The organism is Rathayibacter tritici (assembly GCF_001641005.1).
Taxonomy (GTDB): domain Bacteria; phylum Actinomycetota; class Actinomycetes; order Actinomycetales; family Microbacteriaceae; genus Rathayibacter; species Rathayibacter tritici.
In genome coordinates this window covers 2,531,494-2,555,182 of sequence record NZ_CP015515.1, presented here as the reverse complement: position 1 = coordinate 2,555,182, position 23,689 = coordinate 2,531,494, and the positions used below count along the sequence as shown (strand labels likewise).

Sequence of the window (23,689 nt, the reverse complement as noted above, 5' to 3'; positions counted from 1 at the left end):
CCGTCTCGCCGCCGATGCCCGCTGGCGGAAGAGAAGGCCGTAGACATGGAGAAGTGGGGGCTGTCGAACCGGGATGGTTCGGCGGCCCCCACTGATCTGTGGTGGTAGCGGTCAGCTGGTTCTACGGAGTGGTCCTTCGGCGTTCCAAGCCGACCGATTGAGTGATCACGCTCCGGATCGAATCGTCCTCAGCAGGCCGGCTTCACATAGGTGACGTAGGAATCATTGTTCGCGGGATTGATGTCGGCGACCGCAGAGGTGACACCGGTGGCGATTGCCGTCGTCGTGCCGAGCTGGTGGAGCGTGCCATCGGGGGCAAGGGAAGTGAGGTTTCCGACGACGGTCGAATTCGCGGGCACGGTGTCCGAGGTGTCGACCTTCCCCGTGCTCAGATTCTTGCGGTAGAGGCTCGTCCCGACGATGTAGGTGACGTAGGTCTCATTGTTCGAACCGATTTGGGCGACTGCAGACGTGACTCCGGTCGCGATCGCGGTCGTCACTCCGAGCTGGTGGAGGGTGCCGTCGGGAGCGAGTGAGACGGTATTTCCGACCACGATCGAGTCCTTGGGGACGGTGTCCGGATCGCTGACGGCCCCCGTGCTCAGGGTCTTCCGGTAGAGGCTCGTTCCGACGATGTAGGTGACGTACGTCCCGTTGTTACCGCCGATCTCTGCCAGGGCAGAGGTGACGCCGGTGGCGATCGCAGTCTTCTCGCCAAGCTGGTGCAGGGTACCGTCCGGGGCGAGCGAGACGGTATTGCCGACGACGGTGGAGTCGGCGGGGATGGTGTCCGTCGTGTCGGAAGTCCCCGTGTTGAGGTTCTTCCGGTAAAGGGTGGTGCCGATGATGTACGTGACGTAGCGGTTTCCGTTGTTTCCCACCTGGCTGACGGCCGACGTGACCTTCTTTGCTACCGCAGTCGCGTTGTCGAACTCGTGGAGGGTGCCGTCGGGAGCAAGGGACGCGTAGTTACCCACGACAGTCGAGTCGCCGGGGACCGTGTCCGGTCCGTCGACCGAGCCGGTCGTGAGGTTCCGACGGTACAACGATGACGTCGAGGTGCTCGAGACGGGTGCCGACGCGGAAAGCGTGTCGGACGACGCGCCGAAGCTGCTGTCGCCGCCCTTCGCGGGGACCTTGATGTCCGGAAGAGTGATCAGGCCGTTCGCGTTTGTCGTCCCGGAGTAGCTCGTCGTGCCGTCTGCGAACGTGTACCCGTCGCTGAGGGTCACGGTCACGACCTTGCCCGGGTCCGCGGTGGTCCCGTCAGTCGTGCGCTTCACCTGCACGCTCGTGATGGTGGCGCAGCCGGTGCCGGTGTACTTCGCCTGCGTGAAGGCGAGTGTCGGCGAGTCGGATGCTGCGGCGGCCGGTGTGGCCACGGACATGGCGACGACGGGGACGGTCCACGCTGCGCCCTTGACGATGGTGCGGCGGTGGACGCCGTCCTCGGCGGGGATGGTCCAGTCGGAGGAGGCGATGATGAGGTCGCGGGTCTTCTTGGTCATGCGGTTGGTGCGCTTTCTCTCTGCGGATCGGACAGAGAAGAGTGTCTCCACGGGGTAGAAGCCGCCCACGGGATCGGGCTGTCCCCTTCGCGTCGACGTCCCTCGTGCTTCGCGTCGATGTCCACCCCGGCCCGAAGAGCAGGCGACAAGCAGGGCGGATCGGAATCCGACCGCGTAGGCCTGGCGGTGGCGCTCGACACGGGTCCGGTCGAGGCGCCGGTTCGTGTTGGCGTCGTCTGTACATCGTGTTTGCGTACGTTTCGCGCGGCGCTAGCCCCGATAGGGCGGAATCGAGGAGGCGCTCGGGTGATCGGGCGCTCTGTTGTCCGAATGCACACCCGAAAAGAAAGTTCGAGCATCTCATGCCGAAGAAAACCCGCGACGTCATCGTCGCTTCATCCGACTGGACCGTTACCTCCGCCGATGGCGTCCACCGCCGCACAATCGTGAAGGGCGCCGCTTGGACCGTTCCGGTTGTGGCGATGTCCGTCGGTACGCCGGCTGCTGCGGCGTCGAATTCGCCGACGCTGGCATTTACCCAGAACTCGTACAGCGGCAACGCGTGCGAAACGATCACGGGCGTCCAGGTGAAGCGCACGACCGACGGCACGACGGCCGACGCGGGAAAGGTCGTGACCGTCACCCTGAAGGACGGCTTCACCTTCGCCGACGGAACGACCACCTATTCCGCCACCACCGACAGCTCCGGCCTCATCACCCTTCCGAACATCAAGGTGCCCACCGGAGAGAAGTCGACCACTTTCACCGCCACCTCGGACTCGCTTTCCGGCTCGGCACCTGCGACCTCGACGGCGTACGCCGTGCGCCGGTACTATCACGCTCCTGGAGCGTCGACGGGCTCAAGCAGCCTCATCCGCGCTGGTTATAAGGGTGCTACGGCCTACGGTGATCAGATTTTCCTCACGTCGGACGGTCAGCTCCTCAACGGAGCCCCGTCGGGCTCTCCCGAGGTGATCGGAACGAACGTCACCTCTGTCTCGCAGGTCGAGTACGACTCGGCCGACAATATGTTCTTCAACTACGTGACGAAGAGCGGCGAGGTCCGCATTTACAAGAGGGACTCGGGCAACACAACCGGAGCAAGCAGCCTCACGAAGTCGGATGAGAAGAATGCCACCGCCTATGGTGACGGTATTTATCTCACGTCGGCCGGGGCTCTTTACTTCAGCTCGCAGGCCATCGGCACCGATGTCGCGTCCGTTTCTCAGGTCAATTACGCCTCAGATAACTCGATCTACATCGACTACGTCACGAAGAGCGGGGAGGTCCGCCAGTTCTACAAGAAGGGCGACCAGACCACCGGCTCGAGCAGCTCTGTCACGACGGGCAAGACGGGCGCCACTGCCCTCGGCGACAACTTCTACCTCACTTCCTCCGGAGATCTCGTCTCCGCCACCACGACTATCGCAACCGATGTCACGTCCGCTTCTCAGCTGGCGTACGACAGCGCGAACGGAATCTACATGGATTACGTCACGAGCACGGGCGACGTCTACCTTTACTACAGGAAGTCCGGCGACTCGACCGGCACGTCGACGAAGAAGGCGTCAGGCTTCAAGGATGCCACCGCGCTGGGAGAGTCGATGTTCTTGACCAACGACGGCAAGCTCTACAACGCAGGAGAGCTCATCGCCACCGGAGTCACGTCTGCATCGCAGATCGCTTACGATTCGAAGGATGGTCTCTACATGAACTACGTGACCTCGAATAACCAGAGCTGCTGATCGTCGAAGCCGCAAGGAGAGTGGCGTCCGATCGAATCGGGCGCCACTCCCTCGTTGATCGCCTCGGTCGGCCCATTGGAGGTGCCGGAGCGCTCGACGTGGGCTTCCACCTGTCGGGTGACACCAGCGGCATCCCTCGGTATGAGGTGAAGTGTTCCCTGTGAGAGGTGATTCTCCTCCGGGTAGTCCGAGTGCGGTGTGAATCGATCGGCGAAGACCGAGCCGTCCCCGGGGCGAGCGGAGGACAGGGATCCATCGGTTTGCTTGAGCGGAGCAGAGAAGAAGGCTGATCCCCTTCAGGAGGGACCAGCCTTCTTGTACCGTTCTTCGATCACGAAGTTGTGGCCGCGTGATCGAATATTCTGCTGCTTACGCGCAGGTCGGCTTCTTCGTCACGTAGGTGAGGCGGTAGCCGCCACCTTCGATGAAGGTGAATCCGGCGGACGTCACGTTCTTCTGGTAGACCTTGTCCGACTGGTAGAGGTCGCCGTTCGAGGCGAGGAACGTGCCGTCGCCGATCGCGGTGGAACCGCCGGGGACGTTCTTGGACGACTCCTTCGCGAGGTTGGTACCCTGGCGGAACGCGCCCTTCTCGGTCGTCCAGTTGATGCGGTAGACGCTATCGTCGGTGTAGTTGAAGACAGCGGACTTCACGCCGGTGTCCAAGACCTTGTTGTCGCTGTACAGGTCACCGTTCTCGGCAAGGAAGACTCCATCGCCGAGAGCTTTCGAACCGGTGGGCACGTTGGTGTACTCCTGCTCTGCCAGGTTGGTGCCTTGGCGGAACGCGCCTTTGTCGGTCACATAGTTAAGCCGATAGACGTTGTCTTCTGCGTAGTCGAAGTGCGCCGAGGTCACGCCGCTCTTGTAGAGGGTGTTGCCCTGATAGATGTTACCGTCGGAGGTGAGGTAGAAACCGTCGCCGAGAGCAGTGGCGCCGTCCGGGACCTTCGTGAACTCCTCACGCTTCAGGTTGGTACCCTCGCGGAACGAGCTGGTGGCCGTCGTCCAGGACAGGCGGTAGGTGTTGTTGTCCGCATAGACGAAGTTCGCGGTCTTGACACCCGTGGCGACGACCTTGTTTCCTTCGTACAGGTCACCGTTCGGAGCCAAGTAGTAGGCGTCCCCGATGACCTTCGAGTCGGCGGGAACGGACTGGTAGGAGTCGTCCGGCGCGATCCCGGTGCCTCCTCGGAAGGCCACCGCGACCGTCGCATTCTGGATCTTGACGGGAGCTGTTGTACGTGTCGAACCCTGGGCTGCCTTCATGGACACGGTCTCGTTGTAGTTCGTCGTACTGCGAATGCCCGACAGAGTGACCTGGCCGCTACCGTCTGCCGGGAACGACTTCGTTCCGGTAGTGCCGTCGCTCCAGGTGAGGCCTTCCGGGAGAGTAACGCTGATCATGGTCCCGGCCGCGACCGGCGTGGTGCCATCAGTGGTGGCTTTGACGGTGACGTCCTTCAGCGTTCCGCAGGCATTCAGCGTGTAGGGGCCGTTGGTGAACGCGATGGTCGGCGTGTCGGATGCTGCGGCGGCCGGCGTCGCCACAGAGATGGCGACGACGGGGATGGTCCACGCGGCGCCCTTGACGATGGTGCGGCGGTGGAGGCCGTCCTCGGTGGGGATGGTCCAGTCAGCGGAGGAGAAGATGGCTGGATTTGTGGTTTTCTTCGGCACGGTGCGCTCGAACTTTCTGTCGATGTGGGTATGGACATCGAGCAGTGTTGTGAGCATGGGCCGCCGGGGAGGCGGTTCTTCCGGGTTTAGAGGCGAGGTTGCCGGAAGTGGCGGGAGGGGACCGAGCGGGAACTTCCACTCAAGGCAGGAAGATGTCCGAGAATTCTCCAGGGTTGCGGGTGGCCAATGGATGTGAACCCGACAACAGTTGTGATCGTCGGGAAGCCCTGGTTGAGGTGCCCCATTCTTTCTGGACCACCGCGGAATTGGTAGGATTACCGCGATGACCGAAAGGAAGGCCCGGGATGTCCAGTTCCCGTGGGAAGTATTCTCCGGAGTTCCGCGCGGAGGCAGTGCGCGAGGTGATTGATAGGTCGCGATCCGTCGCGGACGTCGCTCGAGAGCTCGGACTGGTTCCGCAGACCCTCACTAATTGGGTGGCTGCGCATCGCCGAACCCGTGCTGGCGGCGAAGAAGAACTGACTGTTCAGGACAGGGCGCGAATAAAGGAACTCGAACGGCGGGTCCGCGAACTCGAAGAGGAAAACCTGTTTTTGGGAAAAGCATCCGCGTTCTTCGCGAAGAAGTTCCGCTAGCCGCCAAGCTCGAACTCATTCGCCGCGAAGAACGCGACCCCAGCCGCACGCTATCAATCCGCGGACTGTGCCAGGCGGTCGGCGTCAATCGATCTAGCTATTACGAATGGCGCGATCGCAAGACCTCCGCAACCGCTGAATGGCGTATAGGTATCACCGAACTCATCCGAACAGCCTTTCAGGCCTCCGATGGCACCTACGGCTACCGCCGCATCACCGCGCAGCTGGCGCGGTGGGGCCGTCCAGTCGCCCACGAGACCGTCCGCCGGCTCATGCGCGCAGCAGGACTGGAACCCTGCCAGCCCAAGCCCTGGCGGCCGGTGACCACGACCCCAGGCGATCCGACTGACATCCCCGACCTCGTCAAGCGGGACTTCACCGCAAACCGACCCGGCTGCAAATGGGTCGGTGATATCACCTATATCCGCACCTGGGAAGGATGGGTCTACCTCGCGACCGTCCTCGACTGCTATTCAAAGAAGGTCGTCGGGTACGCCCTCGCCGACCACATGCGTACCGAACTCGTCAGCGAAGCTCTCGAAATGGCGGCAAGGAACCAGCCGAACCGGGCCGCGAAAACGATCTTCCACAGCGACCGCGGCTCCGTTTACACCTCCGCCGACTTCGGGAAACTCGCGAAGAAGCTCGACATCAGACAATCGATGGGCCGGACGGGAGTCTGCTGGGACAACGCGTGGGCCGAATCATTCAACGGAACACTGAAGAACGAGCGCTGCAATCGCACTCAATATCCGACAAGAGAGAAAGCGATCCGCGACGTGACACGGTACATCGAACTGCGTTACAATCAACAACGACTTCACTCGGGGCTTGACTATCGGACCCCGAACGAAGCCGAGCAGGCATGGATCACCGAGAACCTCGCCGCGTAGACAACTATTCAACTGGTCCAGGAAACGTTGGGCAGCTCAGGTCCTTCCTTGCGGGAAGAAACCAGGTTTGATGCGCGTGTGACGACTTTGCTCGGGACAAGGGTGACGCGGTCCTGGTCCGGTGCCGCCTGAATCGGATTTCCAGGTGGAGGCCCGCACCGGGGAGCCTGTCCGCCATAACGAACACGATGCTCCGGGCTCGCTGATCCATGCCCGAGTCCTCCCTGGGCAGCACTCCGGTCCGATCGATGGTCACCGGCTCCCGCCGTTCTGCAGCACGTTCGGTCGAGTGGCCAGCGGCGAGGGTTCATGTCCAACGGCGGCGCGCGCCGCGAGCGGTGGAGATCGAGCGGTCTGGGGAGCCCGGGAGGGCGATGATCCGCGCCACCGCCGTAGACGCATGCACCCGCGCCAAGTGGAGCAGCGACCGGGAGCTGAGGCGTCAGGTCTGACCCGAAGAGCTGCGAAGGAACGGATCCGGACGGCTTCGCCAGCCACGCACATTGGCTGGGGGCGTCGTCGTTGAGGCTTGCCCGCTGCTGACCCTCTGGTTCCCGCTTCATGCGAATGCGGCGACGGACCGAGTCCGCCTCGCCCCGGTTGGCGGCACGTAGGCCTGGGCATTCAGGACGCTCGCTCGATCGCGTGTCTCCTGAATCCCGCGTCCGGTCGGTCCCGTCGATCGTCTTCTCGATGCAGGGAACGGAGGCGCCCACGAAGCTCTGACGGCCCCGACCTGACGCCCTCGCGGGGGCCAGCCGCCCGGCGGCGCCTGCTGAGGGCCCAGCACGCCCTTGCGACCCATAACGGCAGACGCGCCAGCGCTTAGCGGTCATTGTTCCGGCCTGAGAGTGCTTTGACCGGGGAGCGCTGGCAACACTGCCTCTTGTCCGTATACACCCGAAAGAAAGTTCGTACATCTTTCGACGGCGGAGCGGGTTGTCGATAGGGTTCGGTTGTTGGCTTTCGTGTTGTCATCGAGTTCTCGCCCGATGGGTTTCTTCGCGGGTGTTGTTGCGGTGGTGCCTTGATATCCGGGGTCGGCTCTCCATTCCGCGTTGTCGAGGATCGGTTCCCAGCCGCAGAGCGTGATCGCGGCCCGGTCGTGTCGGGCGCCGGGCACGGGGTTTGACACGCACAACAAGCCGCCGTCGAGGTCGCACGCGATCTGGACGTTCAGGCCCTGCCGGTGGCGTTTCCGGGAGTAGTTCCCCCACGCGCTGGCGAGGTTCCCGGTCGGCACGTCCGTGCCGTCGACCAGAAGGACCCGACCGATCCCGGCCTCGGTCAGAGCTACACCGGACAGGCAGCACGCTTCCTCGATCAGCGGGACGATCCGGCGGTAGATCCGTGACACGGTCGGCTGTGAGACGCAGACCAGGTCACTGACCGCCATCTGGTTCAGGTTCTGCCGCACCAGCACGAGAGTCACGATGATCTGTTCCCGCAGATTCAGGGTCGCCACTCTTCCCGTCGACGTCGCGCGGGACTGCATGATCTGCCAGATCCGGGAAACGAGTTCCGTGATCTGCTCCGAATCAAGTCCTGTAGTAGAGTTGTAGCGCATCGGCTTCTTGCTCCGAGAAATAGAGATTGTAGGAAATCCTATTCTTTCCCGCGAGAAGCCGATGCCTTCACAGCGACATGCGCCAATCAGAGCTTATGAATAACGCTCTAAGAGGCTTATGTAAAATTCGGGTAGGGCTTCACCAAACCCCTGGTCAGAGGCCTGTTCGCTGGGCGCGCCAGGGAATTTTGCATAAGCCTCTAAGTCTCAGCTTTATCATCAATGAAGAGGTGCTAAAGGTGAGTGGTACCGATCCAACACACGCAGTACTTGAGCGACGAGGTAGCCCCGTGCCGGAGTCGGCGCAAGGCTGACGACGAACAATTTCGCGGAGCGTGCGGGAGTATCGATCTATGGCATTGACTACTCATTCACAAAACGCCGCCCCTGCGAACACTGCTCAACCTGGACCATCCGGTCGTCCCAACGCACCATTACTTTGTTCCATCCCCGGCGCTCGGGAGGAGTGAGGGGGGATTGCATGATTCGCGACGAACGAGAAGAAGGTCGAGTTCCACGGCGGGAACTCGACCTTCTTCTTGGTTTAGTTACTTGCGCTGATATCTTCTTGCGCAACATAACCACTGTGCATTCGACTGAATGCTAACAGACATCCTTAGACCACCTTATGCACAGGCAGGCGACTTCTTGTAGTACAGAACTGCTGCGGAGTCCTCCGTGCGGTACGCGTACAGATCCGCCCCTACCTCAACGTTGGTCTCGGTACCAGGGATGATTTTGCCGTCAGAGAAGCGAATCGTTCCATCTTCGTTCTGGAAGGCGAAGTTGGTACCGTCAGTGATCATCGATTTAGCGGTCTTCGAGTTATCAATAGGCCCACTCGTTACCTTAGTGGTGGTATTGTACTGGTAAATACCGTCGGCCTTCTTGTAGTAGACGATCGCCTCGTTGTCGACCACGCGAATGGTAACAAGGTCCGCTCCAACAACGACGTTTTTGTCCGTGTTAGGGACCGGGCTACCATCCCTAAACCACAAGGAACCATCTTCATTCTGATAGACAAGGTTCTCTCCGACGACCGTAATCGACTTGGCGTTCTTCGAGTCAGATGTCGGAGTGTTCGGGTCGCCGAGAGGACCCGATGTCTGCTTCGTGGTCGTGTCGTAGGCGTAAATTCCGTCGGTCTTCTTGTAGTAGACAATGGCCGAGCCGCCCTCTACACGAATGGCGACCAGGTCCGCCCCCACGACCATATCCTTATCGGTGCCAGAGATTATCTTTCCATCGCTGGTCCTAATCGATCCATCTTCGTTTTGGTAGACGAAATTGGTACCGACGGCCTTGATCGACGTGGCAGTCGATGAATCTGGGATGGGACCCGAGGTCTCTTTAGTGGTGTTGTTATACGAGTAGATGCCATCGGATCGCTTGTAGTAAAATACCGCCGCCCCGCTCTCAATCCGGGTGGCGACGAGATCTGCTCCGACGATGACGCCGCTCTCCGTGCCGGGGACAACATTTCCGTCAGCGTACCGTAGAGAACCATCCTTGTTCTGGGAGACGTAGTTGAGCCCGGCGGTCTCGATGGAAGTCGCCGTCGAAGACTCCTTGATCGGACCAGCGGCCGCCTTGGTGCTCGTGTTGTAGCTGTAGATGCCCGTCTTTGCAGTTGCAGTGCTCGACACCGGGGCGCTCGTGGTCAGCGTGTCTGACTTCGCAGCGAAAGTACTATCGCCACCCTTGGACGGCACCTTGATGTCCGGAAGCGTAATGAGGCCGTTGGCATCAGTCGTTCCGGAGTAAGTCGTCGTTCCGTTAGCGAAGGTGTAACCGTCCTTCAACGTCACCGTCACGGTCTTGCCCGGATCTGCGGTGGTGCCATCCGTTGTGCGCTTGACCTGAACGCCAGTGATGGTTTGGCAGGCAGTTCCCTTGTACGAGCTCTGTGTAAATGCCAGGGTCGGCGTCTTCGACGCAGCAGCAGCCGGCGTAGCGATCGAAACGGCCACAACTGGAACGGTCCAGGCGGCGCCCTTCACGATCGTGCGGCGGTGAACGCCATCGGCGGTAGGAACGGTCCAGTCGGACGAAGCGACGATCACGTCGCGGGTCTTCTTTGGCATGTGATGCTCGAACTTTCTTTTGGATGTGTACGGACAAGAGGCAGTGTTGCCAGTGCTCCGTGCCCGAAGCACTCTCAGGCCCGAATATCGGCCGGAAAGCGCTGGCGCGTCTGCCGCTACGTGTCGTGAGGACAGTCCGGGCTCGAAAACATGACCCCGAAGCACACCCGGCAGCCCGGCTGCGTTCGGATCGACATCGCCACGACTTCGCGTTCGCGTCCGCCCCCTGCATCCCTCGCCAGGATGGGGCGTGATCGAGGGGGCGCGCGGCCGATCGGCTGCCCTGAGGGCAGGAGTGCCGAGTGCTGCGCAATCCAGGACAGGCAGAGTCGGTGGACCGCCGCGGTGCCGTGCACGGGGAGCCCGCGATGCAGTGGATGGCGGGTCTCGGCTACGACGTGATGAGCGAGTCGCCGCGGATGCAGGAGGGCGGCGACGTCATCCGGGGCCGCACCTTCGCGGTCGCGCGTCTCTGGCACGACGCCTCCGCTCTCAGTCGGCGGGCCGGCGGCGGTGGGAGTGCGACCAGTCTGGTTGTGGAGGGGCGGACCCGGGTGACGCGGGGAGCGACGTCGATCGAGGTGGGCAAGGGGGAGGGCTTCATCGGCACGCTCGACGGGGCGACGACGGTCGAGGTCGAGAATTCGGTCTGCTCGATCGAGTTGCGGGTGAGCGAATCGTTCTTGCGGCGCTACAGCGTCTCGGTGGCTGACGGGCTGCACTGGCTCGGTCCCGACCTCGACTCCCTCCCGTGGTTGCTCTCTCTTGCCCATGCGACGCTCGCCTCCCGCGGGAGCGCCGCAAGATGACTTGGGCGTTCACCCGCGCGGCGCTCGAGAACCTGATCGCGGCAGTGCTGGTCGAGGTGAACGAGCCGCTGTCCGACTCGATCGTGGATCGCGCGCTGGAGGAGATCCGCCGCTCCTGCACCAATCCGTCCTTCGACGTCACAGCCCTCGCGGCGACCCAGCGGATGACGCCGCGCTGGCTCCAGGCCGCTTTCGCGGCTCTTCGCAGTTGAGGGTGTAGCCGTACGAGTGTGGGGTCGGCGCGTCGTGGCCGGGAGTGGGGTCGAGGTCTTCCGATGATGGAGGTTCCTACGCCAGCCATCAGAAAGACCTCGACGTGTCTCACGCTACCTTCGACGACCCTGATCTCACGACCTTCTGCCGCCTGGACGAGCTCGGCCTTCGTGTTGTCGGGCAGCATCTTGCGCCCGATCGGGCGGTGCTGGAATGTCGGGTTGTTGACCCTGATCCGTGGTGCGTGAAGTGTGGTGCGGAGGGCGTGCCTCGGGACACGGTGACGCGGCGTCTCGCGCACGAACCGTTCGGTTGGCGACCCACGACCCTGTTGGTCCGGGTGCGCCGCTACGCATGCACGGGCTGCGGCCGGATCTGGCGACAAGACATCACGAAGGCCGCGCAGCCGCGGGCGAAGCTCTCCCGCCGCGGCGTGCGGTGGGCGCTGGAAGGCCTCGTCGTTGGGCACCTCACCGTCGCCCGTGTCGCGGGCGGCCTCGGGGTGTCGTGGCATACCGCGAACGCGGCTGTTCTCGCCGAGGGGAAACGGGTCCTGATCGATGACCCGACCCGGTTCGAGGGCGTGACCACGATCGGTGTCGACGAGCACGTCTGGCGCCACACGCGCCGCGGAGACAAGTACGTCACGGTGATCATCGATCTCACTCCGATCCGCGCGAAAACTGGGCCTGCCAGGCTGTTGGACATGGTCGAGGGGCGCTCGAAGGCCGTGTTCAAGCAGTGGCTCGCCGACCGACCCGACACCTGGCGGGCGAGGGTCGAGGTCGTCGCGATGGACGGGTTCACCGGGTTCAAGACCGCGACCGCGGAAGAACTGCCCGACGCGGTTCCGGTGATGGACCCGTTCCACGTCATCCGCCTCGCCGGCGACGCCCTGGACCGCTGCCGGCAACGCGTCCAACAACAGTCGACGGGGCACCGCGGCCGTTCCAGAGACCCGCTCTACTCGGCACGCCGGACCCTGCACACCGGCGCCGACCTCCTCACGGACAAGCAACACGCCCGCCTCAAGACGGTGTTCGCGGTCGACGAGCACGTCGAGGTCGAGGCGACCTGGGGCATCTATCAACGCATGATCGCCGCCTACCGCGACCCGGATCGGACCGCCGGGAAGACGGCGATGCAAGCGCTGATCGACTCGATCAGCGGCAAGGTCCCACGAGCCCTGAAAGAGCTGGTCACCCTCGGCCGCACGATGAACGCCCGCGCCGCCGACATCCTCGCTTACTTCGACCGCCCCGGCACATCGAACGGCCCCACCGAAGCGATCAACGGCCGCCTCGAACACCTCCGAGGGTCCGCCCTCGGCTTCCGCAACCTCACCAACTACATCGCCCGCAGCCTGCTCGAAACTGGCGGCTTCAGACCCCGACTACACCCTCAATTACGATGAGCCGCTTTCGCCGAACGGGCGCTCACTTCGCGCCTGGCCATTCGCCTCGAGCGGACCCGCGTCGGCCGTCAGATCCTCGAGGCGCACTGAGGGCTGGGAGCCTTATTCACGCGGCTTTTCGCGAAAGTCGAGTGCGACGACCGCGGAGATTATTTGGGTGAAGGTGGGAAAGGGGCGTCGGTAGTCGGTGTGGAGGATTCGCCAGTTCCTCAGGTGGGCGATCGCTCGTTCGATCTGGTAGCGGGTCGAGATCACGTCTTCAGTGAATCGGCGTTCCCATTCGAGGGTGTCGCGGTCGGGATTTTGTCGGCCTAGGTATTATTCCTAGGCCGATGTGGCCTTTATCGCCAAACCAGTTCTCTGAATTCATGCCCTCGAACGTGCCGCTGGCGCGAAGCGCTGCGATGTCGTCCCGGTGTCCGTCCACGGGGTCGGAGATCCAGGCGAGACGACCGCAGAGGCCACCTGCTCCGGCGAGCGAGAGGCTGCGTGTCCGCCCTCGGCGTCGCTGCCGCATGAATTCGTTTTCGATCCGTTCGACGAGGATCGCGTATTGCTCGGCCGTTATTCTTGTAGTAGTCTACTTGTGCACCGGCTGGTTCCTCTGCGAAGAGTTTCTGGTGGAAGTTGCTCTTCAATCACAGCGGACCGGCTGGTGCTATTCGTGGCCGACACGCACGATTTACCATCGATCAATCGAATTTCGCATAAGTCCCAAGGTGACGACGAGAGAACCAAAGAGCCCGAGGATCGGTGGCCAATCAGGCGCCAACTCACGGCGGCGTCGTCAAGCGTGGTTCGTGACCGAACCCTGCGGTAGCCCAGTCAGGTTAATAAACGCGGCCGGGCTTCGGTTGTCAAGTTTTGCTTAGCTGGAGTCGCGGTGGCCGAAGTGGGACGTGTCGGGCTTGTCGTGGGGATCGAAGGGGAGACGGCAACGCTGCCGATCAATGCCTTCGTCGGTCTCATCATCACCGGGTGCTCGCATCAGAAGCAGGCCCTTCGTGGCCGTTCCGACCCTCCTCGCGGCGCCCCGCACCGCGCCGCCACTTCGCGTCCGCGTCGTTGGGACGTCGTGTTCACGTTCGTTTCGCGCGACGCTTGCGGCGATAGGGCGAGATCGAGGAGGCGCTCGGCCGATCCGGCGCTGTGGAAGCAAGGGGACCGGGTGCTGCGTCGACCAGGGGAGACCGATTCGATCGATCGCCGTGTGGCCGTGCAGGGGGAGTCCGCGAAACGGTGGCTGGCGGCGCTCGGGTACGAGGTGACGAGCGACTCTCCGCGCGTGCGAGCCGGCGGCGACGTCATCCGGAGCCAGAGCTTCGCCGTCGGACGGCTCTGGCACGACGCCTCCCGCCTCACTCGGCGTGGGGGCGGAGGCGGAAGCGCGATCAGCCTGGTGGTCGAGGGGAGGATCCGCGCCACCCGAGGGACCACGACGATCGAGGTCGGGCAGGGGGAGGCGTTCCTCGACGCGCTCGACGGCGAGACCTGCATCGAGGTGGAGCACTCGGTCGGGTCGATCGAGTTGCGGGTGAACGAGTCCTTCCCGCAGCGCTACGGCGTCGCTCCGATCGAGGGTCTGCAGGCGCTGGGAGCCGACCTCGCCTCTCTACCGTGGCTGCTCAGCCTGGCGAACGCGATGCTCGCCTCACGGGAGGACGGCGGAGCGACGACCTGGCCGTTCACCCGCACGGCGCTGGAAAACCTCGTCGCGGCGGTCATGGTCGAGGCGAACGAGCCGCCGCCCACGACGATCACGGATCGCGCGCTCGCCGAGATCCGCCGATCCTGCACCGACCCGACGTTCGACGTGGCAGCGCTCGCGGCCAGCCAGAGCATCACCTCACGCTGGCTCCAGGCCGCGTTCGCCGCGCGCGACCTCACTCCGCGCCAGGTGATCCGGCGCGAACGCCTCCGCACCGCCCGCTGCCTGCTCGAAGCGCACCCGGGCATCGCCCTGGACGACGCCGCCGGGCGCGCCGGCTTCCCCTCCGCTCGGGCGCTGCGGGAGGCGCTGCGGGCCGACGGCGTCCCGGTGCCGCGAACTCTTGCGCCGATAGGGCTCCGCGATCGGGGAGCATGAGCAGCGTGCAGCGATGATGAACTGCGGTGGAATAAAGGAGGATCCCCGGCAGTCGTGGAAGAGTGCGAAAAGACTCACCGACCGGGGGTGAACGGGCAGGACGACTCGGATAGCTTTGTCGCAGACAGAGCACCTGCTCCGTAGAATCCCGATGTCTCGTTATTCCCTCATCCCGGGCAGGCCGATTGTCGGGGAATCGCCTCAGCCCGACAGTGGCGGGTGTGTCTCGTGCCGATCACTCGCTGAGGCTTATGCAAAATACGATTGATCGAGATGGATTTGCGCGTGTCGGTCACGAATAACACCGGCTAATCCGCTTTGATTGAAGAGCAGCCTCTAACAGAAACTCTTCGCAAAGGAACCAGCCGGTGCGCACACAGTCTACTACGGGAATGACGGCCGAGCACTACGCGATCCTCGCCGAACGGATCGAGAACGAGTTCATGTGGCGTCGGCGGCGAGGACGTCCGCGCAGACTTTCCCTCGAGGGAGCATTGCGGGTCACTCTTCTCTATTATCGCCAGAATGTGACCGAGCAGTTGATCGCTGATGTGGTCGGTGTCAGTCAGTCGACCGTGTCGCGAACGATCGCGTCGGTTGAGGCGATGCTCAATGTCGTGATAGACGACGAGCAACCGGACGTCGAGGCCGCGCTCCGCGGGACAACGGCCGTCATCGACGGCACGCTCCTGCCGTGCTGGTCCTGGTCGGACGCGCCAGAGCTGTACTCCGGGAAACACATGACCACGGGGCACAACTGCCAGGTCCTCGCCGATCTCTCCGGTCGGTTGATCCACATTTCGGATCCGATCGCGGGCAAGCATCACGATGCCCACGCGTTTCGAGAAACCGGGTTGGCCGACACCGTTAACCTCTCGAACACGCTGGCCGACAAAGGCTATCAAGGCACCGGAATGGTCACACCAATAAAGAAGAGGCCAAGCGAAGAACATCTGCCAAATTACGCCAAACACCACAATCGCTTCGTGAACACCCACCGCTACGTGATCGAGAGAACAATTGCTAGCATCAAGACCTGGCGGATATTCCACACCGACTACCGGCGGCCACTGCGCACCTTCCGAGATGCCTTCAACGCCGTCCGCGGACTCATCTTTTTCACTCGGCAAAAAACCAATTTTGCATAAGCCTCGCTGCTGACCGATTGTCAAGAGAAAGGGACGTGCATGACTCACCGTGACCGCCTCCGCACCGGCACTCGTCGCCGAAAAACCAGTCTCGCCTCGATGGCCGCCGTTGTGGCGCTCAGCGCGATCGGCGCCTTCGCCCCGCCCGCGAACGCGCAGGTACCTGTCCGGTTGCAGACCCCGATCGTCGCGGGGAGTACTGTGCTCACCTCGGAGGGGCGCTGCACGGTCGGGGCCGTCCTCAAGCGATACGGAGCGGGATCCTACGTCTCGCCCATCGCCGCTGCGACCCGGTATCTCGTCGTGGCCAAGCACTGCGCGGACCGCATCGGAAGCCAGTTCACGATGAACGGCGCGGTGATCGGATCCGTCACCTGGATGTCGGGCACCAATGATGTGGAACTGGTGCAGGTCCCGCCCGACATTCCCCCTCCGCAGGCCTGCCCCAGCTACGGATGCTTCGTCGATCGCGTGCCCAGACCGCGAGCGATGGGACAGGTCGTGATGGGCCCCCTGAACAATGAGAGACGAGTGTCCATGCTTGCGCCGGGAAGCCCGGCCCCGGGTGAGCGGTTCTGCACGAGCGGCAGCAGTACCAACACGAACTGCAACTGGGTGTCAGAACCGAACAGACCTGCATACTGGCACTCGCAGGAGGGGCTTTTGGCCCGCTCCACCAATGCCACCGGAGTGGAGGCCGGGGATTCCGGCGGGGCGGTGATCAGCCAGCAGGGCAACTTCTACGGCATCGTGCAGCGGGGAGGACGCTTTCTCGATCCGAACCTCATGCAGTATCTGCCGGCCGAAGTGATCTTTGAGCAGATCGGTTACGACTACCGTATCGCCCCTGGGTAGTGCCGAGGATCCGGCCGGTGCTGGCCGTCCGGTGAGGAGAGGTTCTTCTCGGCGGCCGCCGACACGCGGTTGAACGGCGGCAGGGAACTCCCGTTCGCGCGGACGCCACTTTCCCACAGTCGTGGAAGAGTGCAAGAAGACTCATCCGCTCGTGAGAAGCGATGCAGTCTCTTCGCTTAGCCTTCATCGTTGACGGAGCATTCGCTCGGTCGGTTCCCACTGGGCCTTCACTCTCCGTCAGGAGTGCATGGATTCTGGGGACCACGTCGTTTGCGCAGTGGTGTGCTTTTTCCGCTCGCGCTGTGCCGAACGTTCACAAAAAGAAAGCGACTAAAGATGACACGTCGTGCTCGACCCCCTGGATCTCTCCGCCGCCGAACACTGCCCCTGGGGCTGATGAGCACCGTTCTGGTTCTCACCTCGCTCGTGGCCTCCGCGCCACCCGCGAGCGCGCAGGTGCCCCTCAGAGAACGCACGCCGGTCGTCGCGGGAAGCTTCATCTTCAGCTCGGCGGGGCGGGGCTGCACGGTCGGGGCCGTCCTGAAGCGGTACGGACCGGGATCCGCGGTCTCGCCCGTTGCTGCCGCGACGCGATATCTCGTCCTGGCCGCGCACTGTGCGCCCCACATCGACTCGGAGTTCAGCATCAATAACGTTCCTATCGGAGCCGTCACCTGGATTTCGCCCACCGACGACCTGGAACTGGTGCAGGTTCCGCCCGATGTCCCGTCTCGGGGCTGCTTCAGCTATGGCTGCTTCGTCGGTGGCGCCACGCCGAGACCACGCGCTGCGGGACAGGTCATCATGGGTCCCCTGCACCGCGAGGCTCCGGTGCGGATGCTGCCGCCAGCTAGCCCGGCCCCGGGTGAGCGTTTCTGCACGAGCGGCGGCGTCAGCAGTGTGAATTGCAACTGGGTGTCGGAACCGAATAGACCCGCGGACTGGGGAAGCCAGAGGGGAGTGCTCGCCCGCACCCTCAATGCGATCGCAATGACCAGTGGTGATTCCGGCGGGCCGGTGATCAGCCAGCAGGGCAACTTCTACGGTATTCACACGAGAGGGGGGACCGGGCCGTACCCGAACCTACAGGAGTACATCCCCGCTGAGCAGATCTTCGAGCAGATCGGCAGCGAATACGGTATTGCTCCCGGATAGTTCGGCGAACCTGCGCTCTCGGTGACGTGACGCGGGAAGGCTGGGAAAGGCGGCGGCGCCCTGCGAAGGACGCGCCGCCGCCGTCTCCATGCCCTCCGGCCACCCCTTTCCCCGCAGTCGTGGAAGAGTGCAAGAAGACTCATCCTGTGGCGAGAAGCGGTGCAGTCTTGTCGCTTAGTCTTCGTCTCAGGCGGAGCATTCGCTCGGTCGATTTCCACTGGGGTTTGACTCTCGTCAAGAGCGCCCGGATTCTGGGAGTCACGTCGGTCGGACAGCGGTGAGTGATGTGTCGCTCGCGCTGCGCTGAACGATCGCAAGAAGAAAGTGATGAAGATGGTACATCGTCCTCGATTCCCCGGATCCGTCCGCCGTCGAAGAATATCGCTGGCGCACGTGGGTGCCCTCCTGGTTCTCACGTCACTTGTGGCCTCCGCGCCACCCGCTGATGCCGAAGTGCCGGTCCGACTGCGGACACCGATCGTCGCGGGAAGCTACGTGGTCGACTCGGAGGGGTTCGGTTGCACGGTCGGGGCCGTCCTTAAACGATATGGAGCGGGATCTCGCGTTTCGCCCGTCGCGGCGGCGACTCGATATCTTGTCCTTGCCAAGCACTGTAATGATCACATCGGGGGGCAGTTCACCATGAATGGCGCCGTGATCGGATCCGTCACCTGGAAGTCCGATGTCGACGACGTGGAACTGGTGCAGGTTCCGCCCGATGTGCCCTCTCGGGGCTGCTTCAGCTATGGCTGCATGGTCGGTGGCGCCACGCCGAGACCGCGCGCGGTGGGACAGGTCATCATGGGTCCCCTGGAGCGCGAGGCTCCGGTGCGGATGCTGCCGCCAGCTAGCCCGGCCCCGGGTGAGCGTTTCTGCTCGAGCGGCGGCGTCAGCAGTGTGAATTGCAACTGGGTGTCGGAACCGAACAGACCCTGGGACTGGGGAGACGAAAGGGGAGTGATCGCCCGCTCCACCAACGCGTTGGCCATGGACGACGGTGATTCCGGCGCGCCGATAATCAGTCAGCAGGGCAACTTCTACGGTATTTCCCAGAGAAAAGGGAATGGAGCGCACGTGAACTTGCAGCAGTACCTGCCTGCCGCGGACATCTTTGAGGAGATCGGCAGCGAATACGGTATCGCTCCCGGATAGTTCGGTGAACCTGCGCCCGGTGAGGTGACGCGGGAAGGCGGCGGCGGCGCCCTGCGAAGGACGCGCCGCCGCCGTCTCCGTCCCCTCCGGTCACTCCGCTGGGAAGCCCGGCAACCCGTCGATACTCACCGCGTTGTGTGCGGCCCGGTACTCGGCCATCCCGTGGGGCCCCTTCTTCTGGGCTTACGGGAGGAGCAGGTCCCGCTCGCCGACCGGCTCCATCATCGGCACGCCCCACCCGCAGGCATCGCTGATGCGGGTGAGGTCGACGGTGACGACCGCGCGAGTGCTCGGGTGCTCGGGATGCTGCGCGGCGACCTCGGCGAACGCCGCCGTCCCCGGCAGGTGCACCGTGCCGGTGCCGTGCAGCCGGACGATGCGCGGGCGCGGCCCGAATGACGCGAACATCAGGCACACGCGGCCGTTCTCGCGCAGATGTGCGATCGTCTCGACCCCGCTGCCGGTGTAGTCGACCCAGCCGACCCGCCGCGGGCCGAGGATCGAGAACGAATCGTGTCCGCGCGGGGACATGTTCACATGCCCGTCCGCGGCGAGAGGCGCGGTGGCGACGAACCACATCGGCTGCTCGCGGATCCAGGCGGTCAGGCTCTCCTCGATCTCGTCGTAGACGTGGGCCACGGTCTCAGGCGTCCCCGGCCGCGCGGCGCACCAGCTCGGTGACGGCTGCGCGGGTCTCGTCATCGGCGGAGGTGAGCGCGTACGCCGTCGGCCAGAGCGTGCCGTCGTCGAGCTGTGCGCTGTCCTGGAAGCCGAGGGTGGAGTAGCGGGTGCCGAACTTCGCGCCGGGCTGGAAGAAGACGATCGCCTTGCCGTCGGCGCGGGCGTAGGCGGGGAAGCCGTACCAGGTCTTCGGCAGCAGGTCGGGCGCGGTCTCGCCGACGACCTCGTGCAGCATCTGCGCGATCGGGCGTTCGGCGTCGGTCATCGCCGCGATCGCGGCCTCGGCATCCTTCCGGTCGGCGTCGGCCTTATCGGCGCTTCTCTGCCGTTTCGCCTCCGCCCGCAGCTCGGCGGCGCGCTCCTTCATCGCCGCGCGTTCGTCCTTCGAGAAACCGTCGTCGGAGGCCATGTCCGTCCGTCCCGTGCGTGTGCGCCTCGCCGTCGGAGGCTCCTCCGCCCATGCTCGCAGCGTCCGCGGGCCCGCACAACGGCGCTCGTCTCCTGGCAGAGCCAGCCGGTCGGCGCGACGGCGCCCTCCGGCCCGGCGGGCGAGACCACGGTCTGAGCGCGAGCGCCGCCGCCCGCGCCACCCGGGTCACGATCGTGCGATGCGCGGGAAAGCGCCTCCGACCAGCTCCTGGACGCCGTGCGAGCACGGTACGACCCCTCCGGACACCACCTCCCAATTGTCCGACGTTTGCTACGTCAGTGCTCCCCGGCTACGGTGGTCGGCGGTCCTCACGGACCCCGATGAACCGGTCCGCGCTCGCACGGCGTCCCCCAGACGCGTCGCGAACGTACGGTCAACGGGAGCGGAGGCGGCCCCGAGGCCGCCTCGGACGCACTCGCCTCCCTTCGCTGCCGCACACAGCGGCGGGATGCCCGCGGAGGCTCGACGCTGCGGTCCCACGCTCCCGACCCGGCACCACGAGATGAGCGCAGGGCATCGTCCCAGCGCGCCGACGGAGTGTACGTGCAACAGAACCAGCAGATCCTCAGCGAGCGCGGAGCGGGCGCGGATCCGGAGACTCCCGCGCTCGAGGCCCGCCACCTGTTCAAGGTGTTCGGCCGCAGGCCCGACGAGGTCGTCCGGCGCCTCGGCGACGGTGTCGACCGCAACGAGCTCGCCGGGCTCGGCACGGCCGCCGTGATCGACGCTTCGTTCACCGTGCGCCGCGGCGAGATCTTCGTCGTGATGGGCCTCTCCGGCTCCGGCAAGTCCACGCTCATCCGCATGCTGAACGGGCTCCAGGAGCCGACGGCCGGCGAGGTCCTGATCGAGGGTTCGTCCATCACGGGAATCTCCGGGGCGCAGCTGCGCCGGGTGCGCCGCTCGTCGGTGTCGATGGTGTTCCAGCACTTCGCGCTCCTCCCGCACCGCACTGTGCTCGAGAACGTCGCCTACCCGCTCGAGATCCAGGGCGTCCCGGCGGCCGAGCGTCGGGAGCGTGCGATGCTCGCGGTGGAGCGCGCCGGGCTGGCCGGCTGGCACGAGAAGACACCGGGGGAACTCTCCGGAGGCATGCGTCAACGCGTGGGCCTCGCCCGGGCGCTCGCGGCCGACACCGGCATCGTGCTGATGGACGAGGCCTTCTCGGCGCTCGATCCGCTGATCCGGCGCGAGATGCAGGAGCAGCTGATCGAGCTCCAGCACGAACTCGGCAAGACGATCGTCTTCATCACTCACGATCTGAATGAGGCCATGCTGCTCGGGGACCGCATCGCGGTTATGCGCGACGGCCGCATCGTCCAGATCGGCACTCCGGAGCAGATCCTCACCGACCCGGCGAACGACTACGTCGCGCAGTTCGTCCAGGACGTCGACCGCGCCCGCGTGCTCACCGCATCCGCCGTGATGGAACCGGCTCGCTCCGTGGTCACTCTCGCCGCCGGACCCCGCGCGGCACTGCGCAGCATGCGCGACCTGCAGACCTCGGCCGCCTTCGTGGTCGGCAGCGGCCGCCGCCTGCTGGGCACGGTGCGCGACAGCGACGTGATCGAGCAGGTGCGCCGCAGCTCCGGCGACCTGTCGGCCGTGCTCAGCTCCGATGTCGTCACCGTCGGCCCGCACACCGCGCTCTGCGAGGTGATCGCGCCGGCCGTCGAGTCGACGCTGCCGGTCGCTGTGGTCGACGCCGACGGGCGGCTGCTCGGAGCGATCCCACGGGTGACCTTGCTCGCGGCGCTGGGCAACCTGCCCGCGCACACGGGGGAGTATCCGGTGATCGAGCCGCCGGCCACCGTCTCGACCGAGGTCGTCACCGCGACCCTGCACGCGACGGGCGGCCCGGTCGACGACGCGGTGCTCGCTGCGGACGGGGGTGCACGATGACCGACCTCGGCGTCCGTCTCCCGCTCGGTGCCCTCGCCGAGGCCACTGTCGACGTCCTCACGCACACGTTCCAGCCCGTCTTCGACCTGCTGCGGACCGTCTTCGGCGCGCTCTACTCCGGCGTCGATCTTGTCCTCGCCACGCCTCCCTTCTGGGTAGTCGTTGCGTTCCTCGCCGTGCTCGCCTACGCCGTCCGCGGCTGGGTCTTCGCGGTCGGAACCGCCGTGGGGCTCCTCGTGATCGTGGGGGTCGACCAGTGGGACAACGCGATGGATTCGCTCGCCCTGGTGCTGGTCGCCTCCGTGATCGCCATCGTGCTGAGCGTGCCCTTGGGCGTGCTCGCCGCACGGAACCGCACGGCCTCCGCTGTCCTGCGCCCGGTGCTCGACCTGATGCAGACGATGCCGGCTTTCGTCTACCTGATCCCCGCGCTGATCCTGTTCCGGGTCGGAGTCGTGCCGGGCATCGTCGCGACGATCGTGTTCGCGATGGCGCCGGGGGTGCGGCTCACCGAACTGGGCATCCGCGGGGTCGACCCCGAGCTGGTCGAGGCGGGGGAGGCGTTCGGATCGTCGAACTGGCGGATCCTGCGACAGATCCAGTTGCCGCTCGCGCTGCCCTCGATTCTGGCGGGCCTGAACCAGGTCATCATGCTCGCGCTGTCGATGGTCGTCATCGCGGGCATGGTCGGCGCCGGCGGCCTGGGCGGAGACGTGGTGGCGAGTCTCAACCGGATCGACGTCGCGCTCGGCTTCGAGGCCGGTATCTCGGTGGTGATCCTCGCCGTCGTCCTCGACCGGATGACCGGCGCACTGGGATCGCCCTCACCCGAGAGGGCCGCCCGGGCGCAGAACCGGCGAGCCGTGGTGGCGACCCGGTCCGCCGTCGGCGTCGTCTCGATCGGCCTGGTCGCGTCTCTCGGTGCCGCCGCCCTCGCCGCTCCCGCCACCGCCGCCTCCGTCGAGAACGGCGACCGCCCCGACGTGACCCTCGCGGTGTTCCAGGGCTGGGACGAGGGGATCGCCGTCTCCGCTCTGTGGGAGGCGGTACTGGAGGAGCAGGGCTACGACGTCACCCTGCAGAGCGCCGACGTCGCTCCCGGCTTCCAGGGCCTGTCGACCGGCGACTACGACCTCGCGCTCGACACCTGGCTGCCGCTCACGCACGCGAGCTTCGTCGAGAAGTACGGCGACTCGATCGTCGACCTCGGCGCGTGGAACGACGAGGCGAAGCTGACCATCGCGGTCAATGAGAGTGCCCCGATCGACTCGATCGAGGACCTCGCCGCGAACCCGGGAGTCGTCGGGAACCGCCTCGTCGGCATCGAGCCCGGCTCCGGCCTGAACAAGACGACCACCGAGGACGTCATCCCGGGCTACGGACTGAAGGGCATGGACTACCTGACCTCGTCGACCCCGGCCATGCTGCAGGAGCTCTCCACCGCGACGGCCGCGGGCGAGAACATCGCCGTCACGCTCTGGCGCCCGCACTGGGCGTACGACGCGTTCCCGCTCAAGGACCTCGAAGACCCGAAGGGTCTGCTCGGCCGCGCGGAGGGCATCCACTCGTTCGGTTCGGCCGCGTTCGACGCGAACTATCCGACGATGAGCCGCTGGATCCGCGACTTCCGGATGGACTCGAAGACGCTCTCCTCGCTCGAGAACGCGCTGTTCAAGGGCTCGGGCAACCGCTCCGCCGCGCTGGCCGCCTGGATGGACCAGAACCGCCAGTACGTCGACACGCTCATCACCTGATCACCGTCATAACGAAG

At 64.7% G+C, this 23,689-nt stretch carries 18 protein-coding genes and 1 pseudogene; 12 read left to right on the top strand and 7 right to left on the bottom strand.

Features of this window, described 5'->3' with window-relative positions; translation table 11 throughout:
* Nucleotides 1-188: 188 nt before the first annotated feature.
* The gene (locus A6122_RS11515) at nucleotides 189-1,508 is read right to left on the bottom strand and encodes an autotransporter outer membrane beta-barrel domain-containing protein (RefSeq protein ID WP_104261924.1); all 1,320 of its coding nucleotides are present in this window, start codon (nucleotides 1,506-1,508) and stop codon (nucleotides 189-191) included.
* Between the two features lie 245 nt (nucleotides 1,509-1,753).
* Between A6122_RS11515 and A6122_RS11510 the strand changes: the two genes are divergently transcribed.
* A complete protein-coding gene (locus A6122_RS11510) occupies nucleotides 1,754-3,253 on the top strand; it encodes a hypothetical protein (protein ID WP_146085106.1) in 1,500 nt (499 codons plus the stop codon).
* 369 nt (nucleotides 3,254-3,622) lie between these two features.
* Here the strand turns inward: A6122_RS11510 and A6122_RS11505 are convergent, their stop codons facing one another.
* Entirely contained in the window at nucleotides 3,623-4,990 is a 1,368-nt protein-coding gene (locus tag A6122_RS11505) for a hypothetical protein (protein ID WP_068255042.1), read from the bottom strand.
* Nucleotides 4,991-5,238: 248 nt separating this feature from the next.
* Between A6122_RS11505 and A6122_RS11500 the strand changes: the two genes are divergently transcribed.
* Nucleotides 5,239-6,422 (top strand): IS3 family transposase gene (locus A6122_RS11500; RefSeq protein ID WP_157593815.1). Its coding sequence is split into 2 segments (ribosomal slippage): nucleotides 5,239-5,491 and nucleotides 5,491-6,422, totalling 1,185 coding nucleotides; the frame shifts between segments, so codons are not numbered across the junction.
* An 832-nt stretch (nucleotides 6,423-7,254) separates the two neighbouring features.
* Here A6122_RS11500 and A6122_RS11495 read toward each other — a convergent pair.
* Both A6122_RS11495 and A6122_RS11490 read right to left on the bottom strand, forming a co-directional pair.
* Complete coding sequence (locus A6122_RS11495) at nucleotides 7,255-7,887, bottom strand: transposase family protein (RefSeq protein ID WP_167542377.1); 633 nt, start codon at nucleotides 7,885-7,887, stop codon at nucleotides 7,255-7,257.
* Nucleotides 7,888-8,615: 728 nt separating this feature from the next.
* Complete coding sequence (locus tag A6122_RS11490) at nucleotides 8,616-10,073, bottom strand: hypothetical protein (RefSeq protein ID WP_068255036.1); 1,458 nt, start codon at nucleotides 10,071-10,073, stop codon at nucleotides 8,616-8,618.
* Nucleotides 10,074-10,405: 332 nt separating this feature from the next.
* Between A6122_RS11490 and A6122_RS11485 the strand changes: the two genes are divergently transcribed.
* From A6122_RS11485 to A6122_RS11475, 3 genes are all read left to right on the top strand, one after another.
* Entirely contained in the window at nucleotides 10,406-10,882 is a 477-nt protein-coding gene (locus A6122_RS11485; RefSeq protein ID WP_104261923.1) for a hypothetical protein, read from the top strand.
* Nucleotides 10,879-11,094 carry a hypothetical protein gene (locus tag A6122_RS11480; protein WP_068255033.1) on the top strand — a complete coding sequence of 72 codons (216 nt, stop codon included), beginning with the start codon at nucleotides 10,879-10,881 and terminating at the stop codon, nucleotides 11,092-11,094. The genes A6122_RS11485 and A6122_RS11480 overlap by 4 nt, the downstream gene beginning before the upstream one ends.
* 104 nt (nucleotides 11,095-11,198) lie before the next feature.
* Nucleotides 11,199-12,509, top strand: coding sequence for an ISL3 family transposase (locus tag A6122_RS11475; protein ID WP_068255031.1), 1,311 nt, complete (start codon nucleotides 11,199-11,201; stop codon nucleotides 12,507-12,509).
* Nucleotides 12,510-12,611: 102 nt separating this feature from the next.
* On the opposite strand, the pseudogene A6122_RS17740 reads toward A6122_RS11475, so the two are convergent.
* Nucleotides 12,612-12,776, bottom strand: a pseudogene (locus A6122_RS17740) (hypothetical protein); the annotation flags it as partial.
* A 943-nt stretch (nucleotides 12,777-13,719) separates the two neighbouring features.
* Here A6122_RS17740 and A6122_RS11470 point away from each other — a divergent pair.
* From A6122_RS11470 to A6122_RS16660, 5 genes are all read left to right on the top strand, one after another.
* Complete coding sequence (locus tag A6122_RS11470; protein ID WP_068255028.1) at nucleotides 13,720-14,595, top strand: helix-turn-helix domain-containing protein; 876 nt, start codon at nucleotides 13,720-13,722, stop codon at nucleotides 14,593-14,595.
* A 392-nt stretch (nucleotides 14,596-14,987) separates the two neighbouring features.
* On the top strand, nucleotides 14,988-15,743 hold the full coding sequence (locus A6122_RS11465; RefSeq protein WP_084415693.1) for a transposase family protein: 756 nt from the start codon (nucleotides 14,988-14,990) through the stop codon (nucleotides 15,741-15,743).
* A gap of 99 nt (nucleotides 15,744-15,842) precedes the next feature.
* Complete coding sequence (locus A6122_RS11460) at nucleotides 15,843-16,598, top strand: chymotrypsin family serine protease (RefSeq protein WP_068255027.1); 756 nt, start codon at nucleotides 15,843-15,845, stop codon at nucleotides 16,596-16,598.
* Nucleotides 16,599-16,994: 396 nt separating this feature from the next.
* Nucleotides 16,995-17,753, top strand: a complete 759-nt coding sequence (locus A6122_RS11455) for a chymotrypsin family serine protease (protein WP_068255026.1) — start codon at nucleotides 16,995-16,997, stop codon at nucleotides 17,751-17,753.
* 654 nt (nucleotides 17,754-18,407) lie between these two features.
* Nucleotides 18,408-18,905 carry a chymotrypsin family serine protease gene (locus A6122_RS16660; protein WP_146076752.1) on the top strand — a complete coding sequence of 166 codons (498 nt, stop codon included), beginning with the start codon at nucleotides 18,408-18,410 and terminating at the stop codon, nucleotides 18,903-18,905.
* 183 nt (nucleotides 18,906-19,088) lie between these two features.
* On the opposite strand, the gene A6122_RS11445 is transcribed toward A6122_RS16660, so the two are convergent.
* A complete protein-coding gene (locus A6122_RS11445; protein ID WP_308470769.1) occupies nucleotides 19,089-19,544 on the bottom strand; it encodes a pyridoxamine 5'-phosphate oxidase family protein in 456 nt (151 codons plus the stop codon).
* 4 nt (nucleotides 19,545-19,548) lie between these two features.
* Nucleotides 19,549-19,995: a hypothetical protein gene (locus A6122_RS11440; protein ID WP_068255020.1), complete on the bottom strand. Its 447-nt coding sequence runs from the start codon at nucleotides 19,993-19,995 to the stop codon at nucleotides 19,549-19,551.
* A 564-nt stretch (nucleotides 19,996-20,559) separates the two neighbouring features.
* Between A6122_RS11440 and A6122_RS11435 the strand changes: the two genes are divergently transcribed.
* Nucleotides 20,560-21,918: a quaternary amine ABC transporter ATP-binding protein gene (locus A6122_RS11435; protein WP_237358178.1), complete on the top strand. Its 1,359-nt coding sequence runs from the start codon at nucleotides 20,560-20,562 to the stop codon at nucleotides 21,916-21,918.
* Nucleotides 21,915-23,672, top strand: a complete 1,758-nt coding sequence (locus A6122_RS17580) for an ABC transporter permease/substrate binding protein (RefSeq protein ID WP_068255019.1) — start codon at nucleotides 21,915-21,917, stop codon at nucleotides 23,670-23,672. The genes A6122_RS11435 and A6122_RS17580 overlap by 4 nt, the downstream gene beginning before the upstream one ends.
* The last annotated feature ends 17 nt before the right edge of the window (nucleotides 23,673-23,689 follow it).